Source organism: Arthrobacter sp. UC242_113, assembly GCF_044054585.1.
Lineage (GTDB): Bacteria > Actinomycetota > Actinomycetes > Actinomycetales > Micrococcaceae > Arthrobacter.
The window spans coordinates 1,178,154-1,195,134 of sequence record NZ_CP171968.1; the positions used below are offsets into that span (position 1 = coordinate 1,178,154).

A 16,981-nucleotide genomic window follows, 5' to 3' on the forward strand; every position below is an offset into this window, starting at 1 on the left:
GTAGACTTGCGGCCATGACTGCGGGGTCCGTCCAAGGCGATATCGGTGCGGATTCGCCGCTGGTGGGCCGTGACGCCGTGTTCGAGGAACTCCTGGACATCCTCCGCACCGTCCGCAAGGGCAAGGTGGCCACCGTGGCCCTCACCGGCCCGGCCGGCTCCGGAAAGACCGCGGTGCTGGAATCCTTCCTGGAGCATTGCCGCACGGGCATCCGCGGCGTCCGCGTCCTGTCCGCCATGGGCGATGAGTGGGAAGCCCAGTTTGCGCTCGCCGGCTACTCCCAGCTGATGCTTACGTCGCCGCTGCGGTCGGCCAAAGCGTACGACGGCGGCCCGCACCTTCCGGCGGCGCCGGTCGCCTCGCTGAGCGCGGACCAGGTGGTCAACTACGCGTCCACCCTCAGCACCCACCTCGAAGGGCTGCAGTCGCACGGAACCGTGGTGGTCGCCGTCGACGACGTCCATAAACTGGATGTGGAAAGCCTGCGCATCCTCACGTTCGTCATTCGCCGGCTGCACGGCAAACGGGTCCTCTTCTTGCTCACCCTGAACCCAGCCGACGCGCCGCGCATCCCCGCCGGCGTCCTGGACTTCCTGACCGGGCACCAAGTGGAGCGGATCCCACTGGAACCGCTCACCGCGCAGCAAGTCCAGGAAGTAGCCCGGCGCTTCTACGGCATTGACCTCAGCGTCACGGCGGCCCACGGCCTGGTCCGGCACACGGGCGGCCTGCCGCAGCCCGTGGTGGAGTTGCTGCGCGAACTGCCCCCGGAGACCTGGCTGACCTGGTTCCCCTCGCTGCCGCCCTCGTCCAGGCTCCGGGCCAGGGTACGCAGCGTCCTGGACGCCGCCTCGCCCGGACTCGTTGCCGTTGCGGAGGCGGCGTCCGTGCTGGGGCGCAGCGCCGGACTGGCGGAAGTGGCCGCGGTCAGCGGGGTGGCGTCCGTCCTCGATGCCCTGGACGAAGGCCACCGCGCCGGCCTCCTGGGGCTGTCCGTGGACCAGGCGCGCCCCGCCGTCGTCTTCGTTGAACCCGGCACCGCCGAGGCGATTTACGGGCAGGTTGTTCCCAGCCGCCGCATCGCGCTGCACCGGCTGGCCGCCGAAGCCGTGCAACCGGAAGGCGAGAAACTGGGGCATCGGGTTTCGGCAACGCCGGCCGCGGACCAATCGCTGGCCGAAGAACTCGAGGATTTTGCCAACCGCCAGGCAGACGTGGGGGCATGGCAGGACGTCGCAACGGCGCTGTTTTCCGCTTCCCGGCTTTCGTTGGATATCCGGGCGCGCAATGACAGGCTCCTGCGCGGCGTGGACGCGCTGGTGGGGGCCGGAAACGTAGCCGAGGCCCAGACCTGGTCCGCAGCCGTTGACGCCCTGCCGCCCTCGCCGCTGCGCTCCTCCGTGCTGGGCTACCTGTCCGCGGTGTCCGGCCAGAACGACAGCGCCCAAAGCCAGTTGGAAATGGCGTGGCGCACCAGCAACCCGGAGCGGGAACCGAAGGCCGCCGCCCAGGTGGCACAGCGTTTCGTCCTGCACGGGGTGGCATCCTGGGACGGGCCGATGATCACCGGCTGGGCGGAGCGTGCGATGGCCCTGACCGAGCCCGGGACGCCGGCGCACGTCGAGTCGGAAGCCATCTATGGCCTGGGCCTGTACGCGCGGGGCCGGTTGGGGGAGGCGGAGGCGTCATACCAGCGGGCGTTCGCGCACGCCGCCGAGAACGCGCAGAAGCAGCGGGTGCAGATGGGCGCCGGCTGGCTGGCGCTGCGGATGGACAACGTGGAAGCGGCCCTGGTGAACTTCGAGTCCGCCGCCCCAACCGAGTACCGCGGCGGGTCCCTGCGGATCTCCCTGTGGGCCGAGGCGTGGCTGGCCCGCACCCACCTGGTGCTGGGCAACTGGGATGCCGCGGCGGCCACCGTCGCCCGCTCCAGTGTCCGCCTGGAAACCTCCCGGATGCCCCTGATCCGGCCCCTGCTGTACTGGACCGCCGCGGAGCTCTGGTCGATGCGCGGCGACTGGGACCGCGCTCGCTATTACGTCTCCCAGGCCGCGGTCCAGCCGGGAACGTACCGGGCCATGCAGGTGCCGGCCAGCCTGGCACGGGCCCGGTTCCACGAGGCGCGGGCTGATTATGAAAGCGCCCTCGCCGTGCTGCAGCCGCTGACCCAACTGGACCCGTGGACCGAGGACCGGGTGTCATTCTGGCCCTGGCAGGACACGTACGTTAACGCCCTGGTGATGACCGATCAGCTGGATACCGCCGACGCTTTCCTGACCTCCTTCGAGGGGTTGCGGCGCGAACGCGAAGTCCCCTCCGACATGGCACGTATGGCCTGGGCGCGGGGCCGGCTGCTGGCGGCCCAGGGGGATCCCGACGCTGCGAGGGAGCATTTCGAGGCGGCCCTGGGCCACCTCCGCGGGCTCAACCGGCCCTACCTGCGTGCAAGGATCAGTTTTGCTTTCGGGCAGAGCATGCGCCGCGCGGGCAAACGGCGGCTGGCGTCCTCCGTGCTGCGTGCGGCGCGGGACCTCTACGACTCACTGGGCGCGGCCGCCTATGTGGAGCGCTGCGACAGGGAGCTCAAGGCGACCGGTCTCGACGTCGGAAATCTCCCTGACCCTGCCGACGCGGTGCTGACCGCCGCCCGGGACCACCACGTCCAGCTCACCGCGCAGGAGCAGGCGGTGGCCGAACTCGTGGCCGGGGGTGCGACCAACAAGGAGGCGGCCCGCGCCCTGTTCCTCGCAGAGAAGACGGTGCAGTACCACCTCACGCGGCTCTACCGGAAGATGGGCATCCGGTCCCGCAGCGAGCTCGCCGCCGCGTTCCGGGCCAGTGACTGACCCGGAACGGCCGGCTGGTTCCTACTTGTGCTGGTCCCTACTTAACGTCGGAGGGGTGCTTGGCCAGCGGCACCACTGAGATATCCATGTACGGGAACAGCGGCAGGTTCTGCAGGATGTCGTGGAGTTCGTCGTTGGAGTCCACGTCAAAGATCGAGTAGTTGGCGTATTCACCCACCACGCGCCAGATTTCCGGCCATTTCCCGGAGCGCTGCAGCTCCTGCGAGTAGGCCTTCTCCTTGGCTTTGATCTCAGCCGCCTCGGATGCGGGCAGGTCTGCGGGCAGTTTGACGTCCATATGGACCAGGTACTTCACTGATTTTCCTTTCGTGGAGGGGGTGGCTTAGCGGTCGCTGCGGTAGCGTTCGAGCTTTTCCGCGTTGACCCCGGTGCCCACGCCGGAGCCCTCGGGCACCCGGATGCGCCCTTCGATGATCTGCAGGGGTTCGGCCAGCAGGTCGTCCGCCATGTCCAGGTAGTTCGACAGTTCCGCGGCGCGCTTGGCAGTGTGGGCGAACGCGGCGCCGAACACCACCGAAGCCACCGTGCCCACCTGGGTGTCGATCTGGTTGCCGATGTAAACGTCGATGCCCATGCCCTCGGCCATCCCCACGATCTTGGCCGCCTCGGTAAATCCGGAGCGGGCCGTTTTGACCGCCAGCAGGTTGGCGCCGCCGTTGAGGATTTCCCGGGCGGCCTCGCCGAGGTTGGGGGCGGATTCGTCCGCGGCGATGGGGATGGGGGAGTTGGCAACGAGCCGACGGCGGCCCAGGACTTCGCGGGCGTCGTCCGGCTCCTCGAGGAATTGCAGGCCCAAGTCCGCGGTGCGGCGCAGCACCTCCGCGGCCTCATTCGCGGACCAGCCCCGGTTGGCGTCCATGTACAGTTCGGCGTCCCCGCCGAGGCCCTCGCGCAGCACGCGGGCCGCCTCGATGTCCAGGTGGACGGGGCGCCGACCGGTCTTGAGCTTGAACGTGTTGATGCCGTAGGTCTCGCGGAACTCCAGTGCCAGGTCGAGCAGTTCCTGGGCGGGCTTGAAGCCGAGCATGTGGGAGACGCGCAGCGAATCGGTGTAGCCGCCCAGCAGCTTGGTCACCGGCTGCCCCAGCGTCTTGCCGATGACGTCCCACAGGGCGATATCCACGGCGCCCTTGGCGGTCTGGTTGTGGACGGTGCGGTAGAGGATCTCCTGGATCTTCTCCCGGTCAAAAATGTCGACGCCGACCAGTTGCGGAGCGAACATATCCTGCACCACCGCGACGATGGACTTTTGCGTCTCGCCATAGGTGTATGGGCGCGGCGGGGCGTCCGCGAGGCCCACCACGCCGTCGTCGGTGCGGAGCCGGACCAACACGTGGTCAGCCTCGTGGACGGATCCGGAGGCGAAATGCAGCGGGTGGCGGTAGGGGATCGAGTAAGGAATCGCCTCAATGGCTGCGATTTTCATGACGGGGAAAGCCTTTCATCGGTGGGAAGCGGGACTGGCCCGGCGGCCGGGTCGGGCAGCGGCTGCGCGGCTATGGCGGTGCCGACGACGTCCAAAAAGTTCTGCAGCAGGGTGGAGTGGTTTCCGCGCAGCCAGGCGACAGCGAGTTCCACGGAAGGGACGTTTTCGATCTCCCGGTAAGCAACGCCGTCGAGCTGGAAAGCCCGCACCCGGGACGGCATGACCGCCACACCGCCGCCGGCGGCAACGAATGCCAGCATCGTGGAGGTCTCGCCAACAACCTGGGTGATGCGCGGTTGGAAGCCGGCTTGGCGGCACAGGTCGGAGGTGATGCGGTAGAGCACGGACTCGGGCGCATATGCGATGAAGTCCTGATCCTGCAGTTCATGCATCGACACCGACCTGTCCTCCGCCAGTGCGCTGAATGAGGGAACCGCGACGACCAGCGGCTCCTGGGCGACGACGCGGTAGTCGATCTCTTGGGATGAGACGGGGGGACGCAGCAGTGCTGCGTCCAAAGTTCCGTCGCGAAGACCTGCTTCCATGGACGGGGTGAGCATCTCGCCGTTCAACGCCAGGGACAGGCCGGGCAGGACCTGCTTGGCAAGGCGTGCGATCTGGGGCATGACGCCGTAGGTTGCAGACCCTGAAAATCCCACCCGGAGGACACCGGTGGCACCCTTGCCCACCTGGTACACGTCCGCCTCGAGCGTCCCTATGTCGTTAACGATCTGCCGTCCCCGGTCAAGCAGGAGCTGCCCCGCGGCCGTGAGGTCCACGCGCCGGGTGGTGCGGTTGAGCAGGCGGACCCCCAGCTGCTCCTCCAGCTGGCGGATCTGTTGGGAGAGGGGCGGCTGGGCCATGTGGAGGCGCTTGGCCGCCCGGCCGAAATGCCGCTCTTCCGCCACCGCAATGAAGTAGTTCAGCTGCCGGATGTCCACTGTGGTGCCCTCCCGTGCGTCATCCCAAGGGCCAGCCTTGGACGTGTATTGATTCAAAGAATAACCCTAAAAGGACCTACTAGTGCATTCTTTCGACACAATGACGTCCAAGGCAGGCCGCTGCACGCTACTGGGGCTGCTTCACCTCTACGTTGGATTCGGTGCGGTGCCCGGCGATCTCCTCGACCTTGTGTTCGGCTTCCTCCAGCTTGCGCTGGTGCGGGACCAGGACCGTGACCAGGGCGCCAAGGAGGGCAACGCCTCCGTAGATGTAGAAGGCGGTGGAGCCGCCGATGCCCGCTGCCGCGAGCCAGCCGCCGATGATCGGACCGAGTACGCCGCCCAGCCGCCCCACGCTGGCGCACCAGGCCACGCCGGCTGCGCGGGCGTTGGTGGTGAAGTAGTTGGACTGGAACCCATAGATCAGCACCTGGGTGCCCAGCGTTCCAACACCGGCCACGGCAATGAACGTGAAGAGCATCGGCAGCGGGAGATTGAAGGTCATGAGGACCAGCGAAACGGTGGCAAGCCCGAAAGTTGTGGCGATGACCCGCTGCGGGCCGCTCTTGTCCGCCAGCCGGGAGGCGACCAGCCCGCCCGCCACCGCGCCGAGGTTCAGCGCCAGCGGGAAGAACAGGGAGTAGGTCCGGCCGTAGCCGTAGCCCTCCATGATCTTGGGGAGCCAGGTGTTGAGGCCGTAGGTGAGGAGGAGGCCGCAGAAGGACATGAGCCCCAGCAGGACCGAGGCCAGCGCGAACTGCTTGGAGAAGACCGCGGCGAACCCGGACTTCTGCGGCGCCGCACCGGCTTCGAGGATGATGCGTTCTTCAAGCAGCGGCACACCGGTGCGCTTCGCGGCGGCCACGGCCTCCGCTTCCCGGCCACGGGACAGGAGCCAGCGGGGGGACTCGGGGAGTTTGCGCCAGGCGATGGGGAGCAGGATGACCAGCGGCAGTGCGCCGATGATGAACAGGCCCCGCCAGCCGAGGCTCTCGTGGAACAGGATGCCCATGATGGAGGCAACCACGCCGCCTGCAGGGACGCCGGAGTACACGATGGCGTTGTAGAACTGGCGGCGTCCGGCGGGTGCAAATTCGGCCATGGTGGCGCCGGCGCTGGCAATGACAACGCCCAGGCCAAGGCCCGTGATGAACCGCATGGCACCGAAGGCCGGCACGGTGCTGGCCAGTGCGGTGATGAACATGCCCACCGAGAACCAGGCGATGCCCAGGAGCATCAGCCGGCGGCGGCCGAAGAAGTCGCCCACGGCGCCGCAGACCAGCGATCCCACCAGCACACCGATGAGGGCCCAGGAGCCCAGGAGGCCGGCGGTGGCTACGTCGAACTGTCCGATCTGGCCGGGGTCCGCCAGGAGTCCCGGCAGGACGGTGCCGTAGATGACAAGGTCGTAGCCGTCAAAGACCAGCGCCGTGCAGATGATGAAGGCCACCCAGTTGGCGGTACGGGCCTCCTTTTGTGGATTTTCAGCGATAACCGCGTGCGGTTGTGTCATGTCCGGCTCCTCTCAAGGGGTGGTTGCGTGCGCTGGCACGACTCTGGGCCAGCGGCCGTTTCCGGGTTCCCTTCAGCCTGACAGGTGTGTGACGCAGGACATATGAGGTAAATACCCGGGGTTCCGCTCGGGGGTTATTAATTATCTTTCTTAGACTAGTAGGCCACTCTTGGAGATCAATAGCTATAAATGGCGGTCAGCGGGGGGCGGCCGCGCGCTGAGCGTACTGGCTGCCGTCCCCCGTAATCAATCGAGAGGATCCCGGTATGGAAGAACGGCGCCGGAACAGTAGTCCCGGGGGTGGGGCCGCAGCTAGGCTGACCAAATGATCACTCCCGCACGCCTGCACTCGGACCTGTCCCGCCTGGGCAGGGAAACCGACATGTTCCTTGCCACCGTCGCGTCCCTTTCGGACGATGAAATGGCGTCCGCGTCCTTGTGTGAAGGATGGTCCAGGGCGCACGTGATCGGCCACGTCGCCGCCAACGGACGGGCGCTGGTCCAGCTCATCGACTGGGCGGCCGCAGGGGAACAGCGCCGGCTTTACGCCTCGCCCGAAGCCCGCGCCGATGCCATCTCCGCCCTGGCAGCGCTGCCCCGGGAGGAGTTGCTGGAGGAGCTGCGGGCCTCGGCCAAACACTTCGCCGAGCAGGCGCAGCGGCTGGCCGGCGCGCTCGTTGCTCCGGAAGTCGAGGTTGACGGCGGTCCACTTCCGGCAACGTCCATCGTGGCGCTCCGGATCGCGGAAGTGGTGGTGCATCACCATGACCTGGACACCGCCTGGACCATCGAGGAAGCCGACCCGGACTCGCTGCTGGATGCCCTCGAGGCCGTAGTGCGTTCGCTGGGCGCCAAGGAGGTGCCGGGCATGACCCTGGTCACCGAGGAGCGGGACCAGTGGATTATCGGCAACGGCGCGCTGCGTGTTGAGTCCGACCGTGAGGGCTTGCTCCAGTGGCTGGCGCGAGGAGATGCCACGCATATCGAGGCGGAGGGCCAGGTGCCGGCACCGCCGGCATGGTGAGCCAGGCGGCGAACCGGAACCATCGAGGGACCTGCACGCAGGGTCGATCGCGAGGGTGATCTTGGCAGCAGTGTGCGGTTCATTTTCAGCTTCGCCACGACTATGGTGCCGTTTTTGGAGTCCTTCCCGCCGCAAGGACAGGGGACTTTGATGTCATCGCGGTGCTTGACCTTCGGCCGCAGGCCGGGCCGCCGGGGAAGGAAGCGGCTGACCACCCGTTTCCGGTGGCTGACTGCTGGGAGCTGTTCTCAGCCGCTGAAGGCGCCGAGGCCCAGGCTGCCAGACGCTAACTTCCGCAGTCACTGCCGCAGCCAACGATAAGCGCCACAATCAAAAGCCACTTCTTCAGGTGCCTTGTGCGTAAAGACCCGATCCAAAACTAGACCACGAGTTGCCGGGCCAGAGGGCATGGACGAGAAGTTGCAGATCCGCGGGCGGTCCTAATTCAGTCGTTCCCGGGACCAGATACCCGCCCGGGACGGCGGGCCGTCGCTCACCTGGCATCGCCGACCTGCGCCCCGGGTTGGACGAGTGCATGACGGATTTAGGCTAGAGCATCTGCGTGAAAGATGGCGGCTGCGGCCCTTGAAGCGGGCGAGTCCCCAGTCGACGTCACGCGGTGGGCTCGGTGGCTGGTCCATGAATCTTCGCGTTCCCGAAGACCATGATCCCCGTCCGGAGCAGCTTGCAGCCGAGGAGAACACTTCCAAGTCCGCGCTCCTGCTCCAAGGGGCTGAATTGGTTTTGCAGCACCACGCGCGCCGTCGTGAGATCAGCGAAGGACTGGATTTTGTGATGGGCCATGACGCCGAACTGCCTACCCGCCTTGAAGACGCGCGACAGCGCACCTCGATATTGAGGACGGTCTCCAGGTTATTGATCGGTACGGCTTTCACATCCGGGACGTCGGACTGCTCGGCTCGGCTCTGGCCCGGCCCGGGACGACTGTCTGGGGCGCCGAAGCCGACCTTTCGACTTCACGACCGACGACGGCTTTGACCTCATAGTCGGCGTGGCCGCCGGCGTCATCGATCTGCGGAAGTCTGCCACGCTGATATCGCGGCACTTGCTCCCACGCTAGACCGGACCGGGCCCCCGGTAGGAAGTACTCCGATGCGTTTCCGTAAAGCGACGGGGACCAGACGTCAGGTTCCCTCTCCTCCTACCGCCTTTCACTGCTGGGATGACACAGCACCGAGGTGATGCTCGCCGACGCACGCGACTCAAAATGCCGGTGTCACCCGCTGATTGCCCTGCGGATGACACCGGCATAGTGATTTTGAAAAGCCCTTTAGTGCACGCGGGCCTTGTCAGCTGAGTCCGCAGCGGAGTCAGATGCCGCATCGAGGCGGCCGCGGACACGCTTCACGGTTTCGGGTGCCATGATTGCCGAGGCCACGGTGATGACACCGATGACGCTGAAGTACAGGATCACCCAGCCGGGTTCGCCATTTCCGGCGTTGAGCAGGGCCACGGCTACCAGCGGTGCGATGCCGCCGGCCAGGACGGACCCGAACTGGTAGCCCATGGAAGCGCCGCTGTAACGCAGCTTCGTGGAGAAGAGCTCGGCGAAGAAGGCAGCCTGCGGGCCATACATCGAGTTGTGGAAGACCGCGAGGCCGATGACGATGGCCAGGGTTGCCAGCAGCGCGCTTCCGGTGTCGGTCATGACGAAGTAGAGCGGGAAGAACAGCAGTCCGCCGATGGACCCGAACAGGTAGAGCGGCTTGCGGCCGATGCGGTCCGACAGTGCGGCCCACAGCGGCACCGCGATGACGCCGATGGCGGACGCGATCAGCACGGACATGGAGCCTTGGTTGGCGCGCTCGGCACCGAAGGTCCGCATGATGTAGACCACGGAGAAGGTGGTGTACAGGTAGAAGGCGGAGTTCTCTGCCAAGCGCATGCCGACGACCAGCCAGACGCCCTTGGTTTCCTTCTTCAGGGCTTCGCCCAGCGGGTTGTGAGCGGTCTGCTTTTTCGCGATGAGGTCTTTGAAGTCCTCGGAGTCCTCGAGCTTCGCCCGGACGACCAGGCCCACGACGATCAGGAGCACGCTCAGCAGGAAGGGAATGCGCCAGGCCCAGGCGTCAAAGACGTCGGCCGGAACGCTGCCCTTGACGGCCAGAACGGAGGAGTTGGCGAGTAGCATGCCTGCAGGGACGCCCATCTGGGTGAAGCTGCCGAAGAATCCGCGTCGGCCCTCCGGGGCGTGTTCGGTGGAGATGATGGCTGCTCCTGCCCATTCGGCGCCGGCGCCAAAGCCCTGCATGAGGCGGAGCACAGTGAGCAGGATGGGAGCCCAGACGCCGATCTGGGAGTAGGTCGGGAGAAGACCCATGGCCAGTGTGGCGAAGCCCATCAGGAGCAGGGACAGCACCAGCATCGGCTTGCGGCCGATCTTGTCCCCGTAGTGCCCGGCGAACATGCCGCCGAAGGGACGGGCCACGAAGCCGACAGCGTAGGTGAGGAACGCGAGCAGAAGCCCGGTGGCCGGGTCCTGCTCCGGGAAGTAGAGCCGGCTGAAGACACCGGTGGCGGCCAGGAGGCCGAATATGTAGTAGTCGTACCACTCAATGGTGGTGCCGGCGAAGCTGGCCACGGACACGCGCCAGGGCACTCGTTTTGCCTTGGGCGCAGTGGTTGAAGGGAGCGTCATTGGTCTTTTCTTTCGATGGTCAAACAGAGTAGTTGAAGGACGGTGGGTTATGGGTGGGGACCCGGTTCACCAGTCCACGGCGATGTACTTGGTCTCAGTGAAGTCCAGCAGGCCCTGGTGGGCGCCTTCACGGCCCAGCCCGCTTTGCTTGACGCCGCCGAACGGGGCAGCCGGGTCAGATACCAGGCCGCGGTTCAGGGCGACCATTCCGCTTTCGATGCGTTCGGAGACCCGCAGCCCGCGGCGGAGGTCCTCCGTGAAGACGTACGCGGCGAGGCCGTACTCGGAGTCGTTGGCCGCTGCGATGGCTTCTTCTTCAGTGTCGAACCCGATGATGGAGGCTACTGGTCCGAAGATTTCCTCGCTGACCATGCGTGCGTGCAGCGGCACGTTGGTCACAACCGTGGGCGGGTAGTAGTAGCCGTCCGCTTCCGGCAACTGTCCGCCGGTGAGCAGGCGCGCACCTTGGTCGAGGGCGTCGCGCACCAGGGCGTCGACCTTCAGGACGCTCGCTTCATCGACGAGGGGGCCGACCTCGGTGGAGGGATCGGTGCCCGGACCGACGGTGAGGGCGGCCATGCGGGCGGTCAGGCGGCTGGCGAACTCGGCCTGGATTCCGCGCTGGACGTAGATCCGGTTGGCCGCCGTGCAGGCCTGGCCCCCGTTGCGCATCTTGGCGACCATGACGCCGTCGATGGCCTTGTCCAGGTCGGCGTCCTCGAACACCAGGAACGGTGCGTTGCCACCGAGCTCCATCGAGCACTTGAGCACATTGTCGGCGGCCTGGCGCAGCAGGTGCCGGCCAACGCCGGTGGAGCCCGTGAAGGACAGCTTGCGCACCCTGGGATCGGCGAGGATCGGCGTCATGACATCGCTTGTCTTGCTTGTGGTTACAACATTTACGACGCCGGCCGGAACCCCCGCGTCGACCATCAGCTGGGCGATCGCCAAGGACGTCAGGGGAGTGAGGGTAGCCGGCTTGAGCACGGCCGTGCAGCCGGCGGCAAGCGCCGGTGCGAGCTTGCGCGTGGCCATGGCGGCGGGAAAATTCCACGGCGTGATCAGGACACATACGCCGATGGGCTGGTGCTGGACGAGGATGCGGTTGGCTCCGGACGGTGAGACGGACACATCGCCGATGATGCGGACGGCCTCCTCCGCATACCAGCGGAAGAACTCGGCGGCGTAGGCCACCTCTCCGCGGGCGTCGGGAAGCGCCTTGCCGTTTTCGAGGGAGATGAGGCGGGCTAGTTCTTCGCTGCGTTCGGTCATCAGGTCAAAGCAGCGGCTGAGGATATCGGCGCGCCGGCGCGGGGCAGTGGCGGCCCATTCGGAGAGTGCAGCCGCGGCAGCGTCGACGGCGGCGAGACCGTCCGCGACGTCGGCGTCGGCAATCGCTGTGATGGCGGTGGCGTCGGAGGGGTTGACGACGTCGACGGTTCCGCCGCTTGCGGCGTCCCGCCATTGACCCGCGATGAGCAGCTGGCGGGGGACGGTCAGTCCTTCGAGATCAAGCGGTTCCCCGGTGGAAAGGAGAGTCATGGGTAAGCCTTTGCTTCTGGTGTTGGGAAGTTGGCGTCAGCGGATGGTGCGGTCGCCCGTGAAGGCGGCCTGCACGATGGAGCTGACGGCTTGGAGGTCGAGCGGCACCGGGTTGTTGTCGATGAGCCGCTTGGAGTTCAGTGACAGTGTGGCGATCCGGTCAAGGTCGCTTTCCTTCACACCGAGTTCCTCCAGCGTGGAGGGCAGTTCGATGGCGGCAATTACTTCGTCGATGGCCTCGACGCCGGCGGCCGCTGCGCTCCTGGCGTCCATGCCCTTGGTGTCGCGTCCAAGGGCGTCAGCGATCTGTCCCAGCTGCGGAATAATCGCGCTGAAGTTGTGGCGGACGACGTAGGGCAGCAGGAGTCCGACGCCGATGCCATGGGGCGTGTGCGTCAGCGCGCCGACCGGGTACTGGATGGCGTGCGCGGCGGCGGTTCCGGCGTTGCTGAGGACGATGCCGCCGTAGAGTGCAGCCAGCATCATGTCGCCGCGGGCGTCGACGTTGCCTGGATCCTTGTAGGCGGTGGCGAGGCTGCGGCCTACCAGCCGGATTCCGTCCAGCGCGAGGGAGTCCGTCAGGACATTCTTGCCCACGAAAACGCGTTCGTTGGCAAGGGTCCGGGTGGGCTCGCGGGTGATTGCGGTGAACGATTCGACCAAGTGCACGAAGGTATCCGCGCCGGTCGCCGCGGTTAGTGACGGCGGGCAGGAGTAGGTGAGCTCGGGGTCGCAAACGGAAGCGAACGGAATGATGTGGGGGCTGGAGATGCCCATTTTCATCCCAAGCCCGGGGTCGGACACCACAGCGATGGCTGTGGCCTCCGAGCCTGTGCCCGCCGTCGTCGGCAGTGCAATGACAGGCTTGACGGGGCCGGGGACAGCGAATTCGCCGTAGTAATCGCTGGGTTGGCCTCCGTGGGTCAGCAGGACAGAGACCACTTTGGCCATGTCCATGCAGCTTCCGCCGCCGAAACCGATGATGACGTTTATGTCCTGGCCTTTGAGTTCTTCAACGCAGGCGATGATCCCCGGCGTCGGGAGTTCCGCCTCGGTTTCACCGAAGACGCGGACGGAGAGGTTCCGGCTCTCCAAGCTCCGGACCAGCGCCTGCAGCTCCTCCGAGGCGGCAAGCCGCGCGTCGGTGCAGACGAGGACCTGATCGCCGAACTCTGCAGCGATATCGGCGACAGCGAAGCGCTGCTGGGCGCCGACGACGATGTTCCTCGGCAGCCGCAGGACGCCGAAGGTAGTGGGATGAATGCCCGCCGCATGCGCACACGACATTGTGACTAACTCCTAAAGGTGGGGGTCTTCGGCTACCTGAAAGGTGCCGCAGATCCCATGGTTCCAGAGTCGTGTGATGCATGATATGGATGTTCATGCCACATTGGATCCGTTGTCATGTGGCGAAGTGACACTGTCAGTGCCGACGCCGACTGTCAGGGGGTGCGCCCGCCCACTCCTGCTGATTGCAGCCGCCACAGCCGCAAGGCGACGTGTACGTCCAAGGAACGTCCGCCCCGGCGCCAGCTTTCGCCAAGGACGTTGTCGATCCGGTCCAGCCGCTGCCGCAATGTGTTGGTGTGGATATGCAGGGCGTTGGCAGCGGCTGCGGTGGAGCCATCGTTTTCCAGGAAGGTCCACGCCGTCGGAACCAGCTGCGTACCGCGCCGTCTGTCGTAGTCCAGGAGCGGGCCGAGCTGGGCGGCCAGCAGTTGTGCGGCAAACGGGCTCTCCATGGCACCGAGGAGCATGCCGGCTGTGCCGAGTGCAGCTTTGTCCGCTGCCTCGCCGTGCCGTGCCAACGCCTGCAGTGCACGCAACACGGCGTGGGCCTCGGCGTGGGCCGCCGACAGCCGGGAGAATCCCGTCACAGTTTCCGATGAGCCGACACTGGCCTCGATGCGCTGCCGCTTGAGGGCGTCGACAATTTCTTGGCCACTAGCGGTACTCCCGGGCAATGCAGGGGTTCCGGGTCTGGCAGCGGAAAACGGAGGGGGCTCAATCATGCACAGGTGCGATTCGTGCAGTGCTGTGATTCCTGCGCGGCCCTCGGTGTGCCGCCTGAGCACTGCCAGGGCGCGCTGTCGCTGGTCGTCCCGGACTCCTACGACTCTGACGACGAGTTGGAGGTTGTCGGCGAGTCCGAACCGGCTCGCCCTCCTTTTCATGGCTTCAACATTCTCAGGCCGGGGGTTCAGGAGCTCATCGATGAGTTCCAGTTGCAGGCGGTACTGCGCTTCCTGGTATGTGCGCTCAAAAAGCAGTGCTGCGCTGAGCACCAGGGCGCTGCGCTCAAGTATGGCGGTCCGGTCTTGCGTGAGATGCCCGGCAACCACCAGCGATGCGAGATGCTGGTCGCCGGCAACGGCGGACATCACGGTGTAGTCGCGGTCATTGACATTGAAGGGCACGGGCAGCGTCCGCGCAGCTGACATCTCGGCTGCGCTCAACGCCGCCGGGCTGCCGAAGTCGGAACCAGGCATGAGCCCAGCCATCGGTTCGCCCATTGGCGAGACCACGAAAACTTCGCTGTCCATGGACTCGGTCAGTAGCCGCAGCAGGGCGGGTAGGGTGTCAGTGGAAGCGAGAGTTTCCATCAGCCGCTGGTCAAGTGACGAAAGCTCCTCCAGCGCCCTGACATGCGCAAGGTTCTCGCGCTGGGCCTGGTCCAGGCGTGCGACGGTATCAGCCATTTCGGTGAAATGCCGGGCGTTTTCCAGCGCAACCGCGGCATGGGTTCCGATGGATTCCATGAGGGCGACGTCGTCACTGCTGAAGGTGTGTACGTGCCGGTCGGCGACGAGAAGCGCACCGATCACCTTGCCTTCGACCCGCAAGGGGACGCCCATGATGGCTTTGACGCCCTCTGCCGCAACGGCGGCGTCACTCGATTCGAGGTGTGACTTGGTTTGGTCGATCAGGTAGTCAGCGCTCTGTGAAGGTGCCTCTCCGGTGGCTACTGCGCCGAGGACGCCCTCCCCGAGGGGCATCCGGATGTTGCGGAACAGCGCGGTCGCGGCCCCGTCCGTCACCCGGATGTATGATTCCCCGGTCCCATAGTCATTCAGGCTCAGGTAGGCGATGTCGCTGCCGATAAGGGAGCGGGTCCTGCGCACGATGGCTTTCAGGACAGCTTCAACATCGCGGATACCTGTCAGATCGGTGGCAGTGTCGTACAGCACCCGAAGAAGGCCTTCACGCCTGCTGGCTTCCCAAAGCCTCGCATTGAGGCTGCGAGCAGCTGCTGTCGTCGCCCGATCGATCAGGCTCTTGGCCTGCATGTCTGCCAGCTGTGTTTCCAGATCCTCAGCAGAAACACCGTCTACCAGGAGCGACAAAAGCCGTCCCAAGGCAGTGCCATCTACGGAAGCGGCACTCACACGGACGGGCGGACTCTCGTGTGCACGCATAGGGCCCATGGTAGCCGCCCCCGCCTAGTACGAATGCCGCCGCGAGTTAGTCGCAGCTGCTGAAAGCGGTGTCGGGAGGTGTTCGACGGCGCGAGGCCCTCGGCCGTGCCGCTCCCGACCTCATCGGCTCACCCTTGGAAAGCTGCAGCCGCCGGATAATCTGGCGGGAGTCCCTCCCCCAGCAAATTCGAGCGGGGAGCGCTCAGGCGATTTTCGCATATCGCGATCCTTCGCTTTGAACGCCTGTTCCGTGGCTACCCGACCAGATTTAGCCCGGCGGCAGGGGCGATTTCACCGAGAGTGAGGTCCGAACGGCCGGAACGCACTGGCACTCGACAACTCCAGCCTTCTCAGGTACGCAGACAAAACCTGTGTTTTGTCATGCACCGTACGTTCCTACCCGCTGGCCAGTCAGAGCCGCCCAACCCAAACATGCAGATTAGGTTTGTGGCCTCCCTGAATTACCGTCAAGAAATTCGACCCAGCATGTACAGGCGTTAGGGGTTCAGTGACTCGCGCAATTGTTTCAGGGCGACATGAACGTCTGTCTCTGATCGGTGGATCTCTCTTACATTCATGCCGGTAAACTCTTTGACCGCGCGACGCATGGCTTGCACATTCGTGAAGCCACACAGTGCCGCAATTTCTGAGTAGGTAAGCCGGTGGGTATCGGTTTGAAGGAGGAGCTCCAGCGCTTTCCGCGTTCTCAGGGCGCGAATACGCTCACCTAGGCGGAGTTCGTCATTCTCGAAGAAGTAGAACAGAGAGCGACGGGAGAGATTGAACTTTTCGGCGACCATAGCCACATCGAGATCGGGGTTGTCGTAGCTGGCATCAAGGTATTTCTTCACCTCGCGACTTAGGGCCGGTTTCTGCGCCGCATCGTCGACCGGCGTTTCGAGCAGGGAGCCGACCAGAGTTGCCATCACGGAACGAAGGATGTCTGCCGTTCCGGATGTCTCCTTGTCGATGCCAGGCCGCTTCCAGGACATCAGAGCAGGGATCACGAAAGTGCCCACAATTGGGTGCCTTGCCAGGTCAGGCAGGCGAAGCAGGGAGCGCAGTTGGGCCTCGCTCACATTCAGGCTGCTGCGGTTGATGTTGAGCTGCAAGGCGTGAAAACCTTCGGGCGCGTCGAAACTTCCGCCCAGCGAGGTATCAATGAACCTGACGGAGCCCGGTGATACTGGCTCAGGTGCGCCGTTGAGAGCGAGGGTCAGCCCCGGCGCCTTGCGGAAGTAGGCCAGGCGCAGATCCGTGGTGTCGGGATTCGGCGCCCACGAGCCCAAAGCGGGGCCGTTGAACATTTCTATGAGACTGAAACCCGGACCGGCAAGATTAATAGCTGAAGGATTAAAGGACACAGGAGTGCGACGTGCCGACTTTTCCAACCGCATTGGGGTTTCGACGGCGTTACCATACCAAGCTCGCCAATGTTCGAACCTTTGTTCGGGATTAAGCCCTTCCGGCACTGCGTATCGCACCAGGCGGCCGCTGCCCCCGGTGGCGGATTGAGGCATGCCATCACCCTCCTTGACCAGCTGAACCATCATGGCGGCCATGAGAACGGCCACGGCGTCTTAAGGAAGCGTT

At 65.4% G+C, this 16,981-nt stretch carries 12 protein-coding genes; 2 read left to right on the plus strand and 10 right to left on the minus strand.

Annotation, left to right across the window (positions count from 1 at the left end):
- The first annotated feature begins 14 nt into the window (after positions 1-14).
- Positions 15-2,846, plus strand: a complete 2,832-nt coding sequence (locus tag ACHMXB_RS05255; protein WP_395403377.1) for an AAA family ATPase — start codon at positions 15-17, stop codon at positions 2,844-2,846.
- Between the two features lie 37 nt (positions 2,847-2,883).
- Here the strand turns inward: ACHMXB_RS05255 and catC are convergent, their stop codons facing one another.
- The 4 genes from catC to ACHMXB_RS05275 all read right to left on the minus strand — a co-directional run bounded on the left by catC (position 2,884) and on the right by ACHMXB_RS05275 (position 6,747).
- Positions 2,884-3,162 carry a muconolactone Delta-isomerase gene (catC, locus tag ACHMXB_RS05260; RefSeq protein WP_395403379.1) on the minus strand — a complete coding sequence of 93 codons (279 nt, stop codon included), beginning with the start codon at positions 3,160-3,162 and terminating at the stop codon, positions 2,884-2,886.
- Between the two features lie 27 nt (positions 3,163-3,189).
- Positions 3,190-4,293 carry a mandelate racemase/muconate lactonizing enzyme family protein gene (locus ACHMXB_RS05265; protein WP_395403381.1) on the minus strand — a complete coding sequence of 368 codons (1,104 nt, stop codon included), beginning with the start codon at positions 4,291-4,293 and terminating at the stop codon, positions 3,190-3,192.
- Entirely contained in the window at positions 4,290-5,234 is a 945-nt protein-coding gene (locus ACHMXB_RS05270) for a LysR substrate-binding domain-containing protein (RefSeq protein WP_395405129.1), read from the minus strand. The genes ACHMXB_RS05265 and ACHMXB_RS05270 overlap by 4 nt, the downstream gene beginning before the upstream one ends.
- 127 nt (positions 5,235-5,361) lie before the next feature.
- Positions 5,362-6,747 carry an MFS transporter gene (locus ACHMXB_RS05275; RefSeq protein WP_395403383.1) on the minus strand — a complete coding sequence of 462 codons (1,386 nt, stop codon included), beginning with the start codon at positions 6,745-6,747 and terminating at the stop codon, positions 5,362-5,364.
- Between the two features lie 325 nt (positions 6,748-7,072).
- Between ACHMXB_RS05275 and ACHMXB_RS05280 the strand changes: the two genes are divergently transcribed.
- The gene (locus tag ACHMXB_RS05280) at positions 7,073-7,771 is read left to right on the plus strand and encodes a maleylpyruvate isomerase family mycothiol-dependent enzyme (protein WP_395403385.1); all 699 of its coding nucleotides are present in this window, start codon (positions 7,073-7,075) and stop codon (positions 7,769-7,771) included.
- Between the two features lie 612 nt (positions 7,772-8,383).
- Here ACHMXB_RS05280 and ACHMXB_RS05285 read toward each other — a convergent pair.
- The 6 genes from ACHMXB_RS05285 to ACHMXB_RS05310 form a co-directional block, all read right to left on the minus strand.
- A complete protein-coding gene (locus tag ACHMXB_RS05285; protein ID WP_395403387.1) occupies positions 8,384-8,575 on the minus strand; it encodes a hypothetical protein in 192 nt (63 codons plus the stop codon).
- Positions 8,576-9,062: 487 nt separating this feature from the next.
- The gene (locus ACHMXB_RS05290) at positions 9,063-10,430 is read right to left on the minus strand and encodes an MFS transporter (protein ID WP_395403389.1); all 1,368 of its coding nucleotides are present in this window, start codon (positions 10,428-10,430) and stop codon (positions 9,063-9,065) included.
- Between the two features lie 66 nt (positions 10,431-10,496).
- Positions 10,497-11,972, minus strand: a complete 1,476-nt coding sequence (locus ACHMXB_RS05295) for an NAD-dependent succinate-semialdehyde dehydrogenase (protein WP_395403391.1) — start codon at positions 11,970-11,972, stop codon at positions 10,497-10,499.
- Between the two features lie 36 nt (positions 11,973-12,008).
- Positions 12,009-13,259, minus strand: a complete 1,251-nt coding sequence (locus tag ACHMXB_RS05300; RefSeq protein WP_395403393.1) for an iron-containing alcohol dehydrogenase — start codon at positions 13,257-13,259, stop codon at positions 12,009-12,011.
- 155 nt (positions 13,260-13,414) lie between these two features.
- On the minus strand, positions 13,415-15,328 hold the full coding sequence (locus ACHMXB_RS05305) for a helix-turn-helix domain-containing protein (protein WP_395403395.1): 1,914 nt from the start codon (positions 15,326-15,328) through the stop codon (positions 13,415-13,417).
- A gap of 557 nt (positions 15,329-15,885) precedes the next feature.
- On the minus strand, positions 15,886-16,950 hold the full coding sequence (locus ACHMXB_RS05310) for a helix-turn-helix domain-containing protein (protein WP_395403397.1): 1,065 nt from the start codon (positions 16,948-16,950) through the stop codon (positions 15,886-15,888).
- Between the last annotated feature and the right edge of the window lie 31 nt (positions 16,951-16,981).

Excerpts from the sequence above, each read along its gene's own strand:
- ACHMXB_RS05310 (WP_395403397.1), bottom strand. The coding sequence starts at position 16,950 with ATGGCCGCCATGATGGTTCAGCTGGTCAAGGAGGGTGATGGCATGCCT.
- ACHMXB_RS05265 (WP_395403381.1), bottom strand. The coding sequence starts at position 4,293 with ATGAAAATCGCAGCCATTGAGGCGATTCCTTACTCGATCCCCTACCGC.
- ACHMXB_RS05275 (WP_395403383.1), bottom strand. The coding sequence starts at position 6,747 with ATGACACAACCGCACGCGGTTATCGCTGAAAATCCACAAAAGGAGGCC.
- ACHMXB_RS05280 (WP_395403385.1), top strand. The coding sequence starts at position 7,073 with ATGATCACTCCCGCACGCCTGCACTCGGACCTGTCCCGCCTGGGCAGG.
- ACHMXB_RS05295 (WP_395403391.1), bottom strand. The coding sequence starts at position 11,972 with ATGACTCTCCTTTCCACCGGGGAACCGCTTGATCTCGAAGGACTGACC.
- ACHMXB_RS05285 (WP_395403387.1), bottom strand. The coding sequence starts at position 8,575 with ATGGCCCATCACAAAATCCAGTCCTTCGCTGATCTCACGACGGCGCGC.
- ACHMXB_RS05300 (WP_395403393.1), bottom strand. The coding sequence starts at position 13,259 with ATGTCGTGTGCGCATGCGGCGGGCATTCATCCCACTACCTTCGGCGTC.
- ACHMXB_RS05290 (WP_395403389.1), bottom strand. The coding sequence starts at position 10,430 with ATGACGCTCCCTTCAACCACTGCGCCCAAGGCAAAACGAGTGCCCTGG.
- ACHMXB_RS05255 (WP_395403377.1), top strand. The coding sequence starts at position 15 with ATGACTGCGGGGTCCGTCCAAGGCGATATCGGTGCGGATTCGCCGCTG.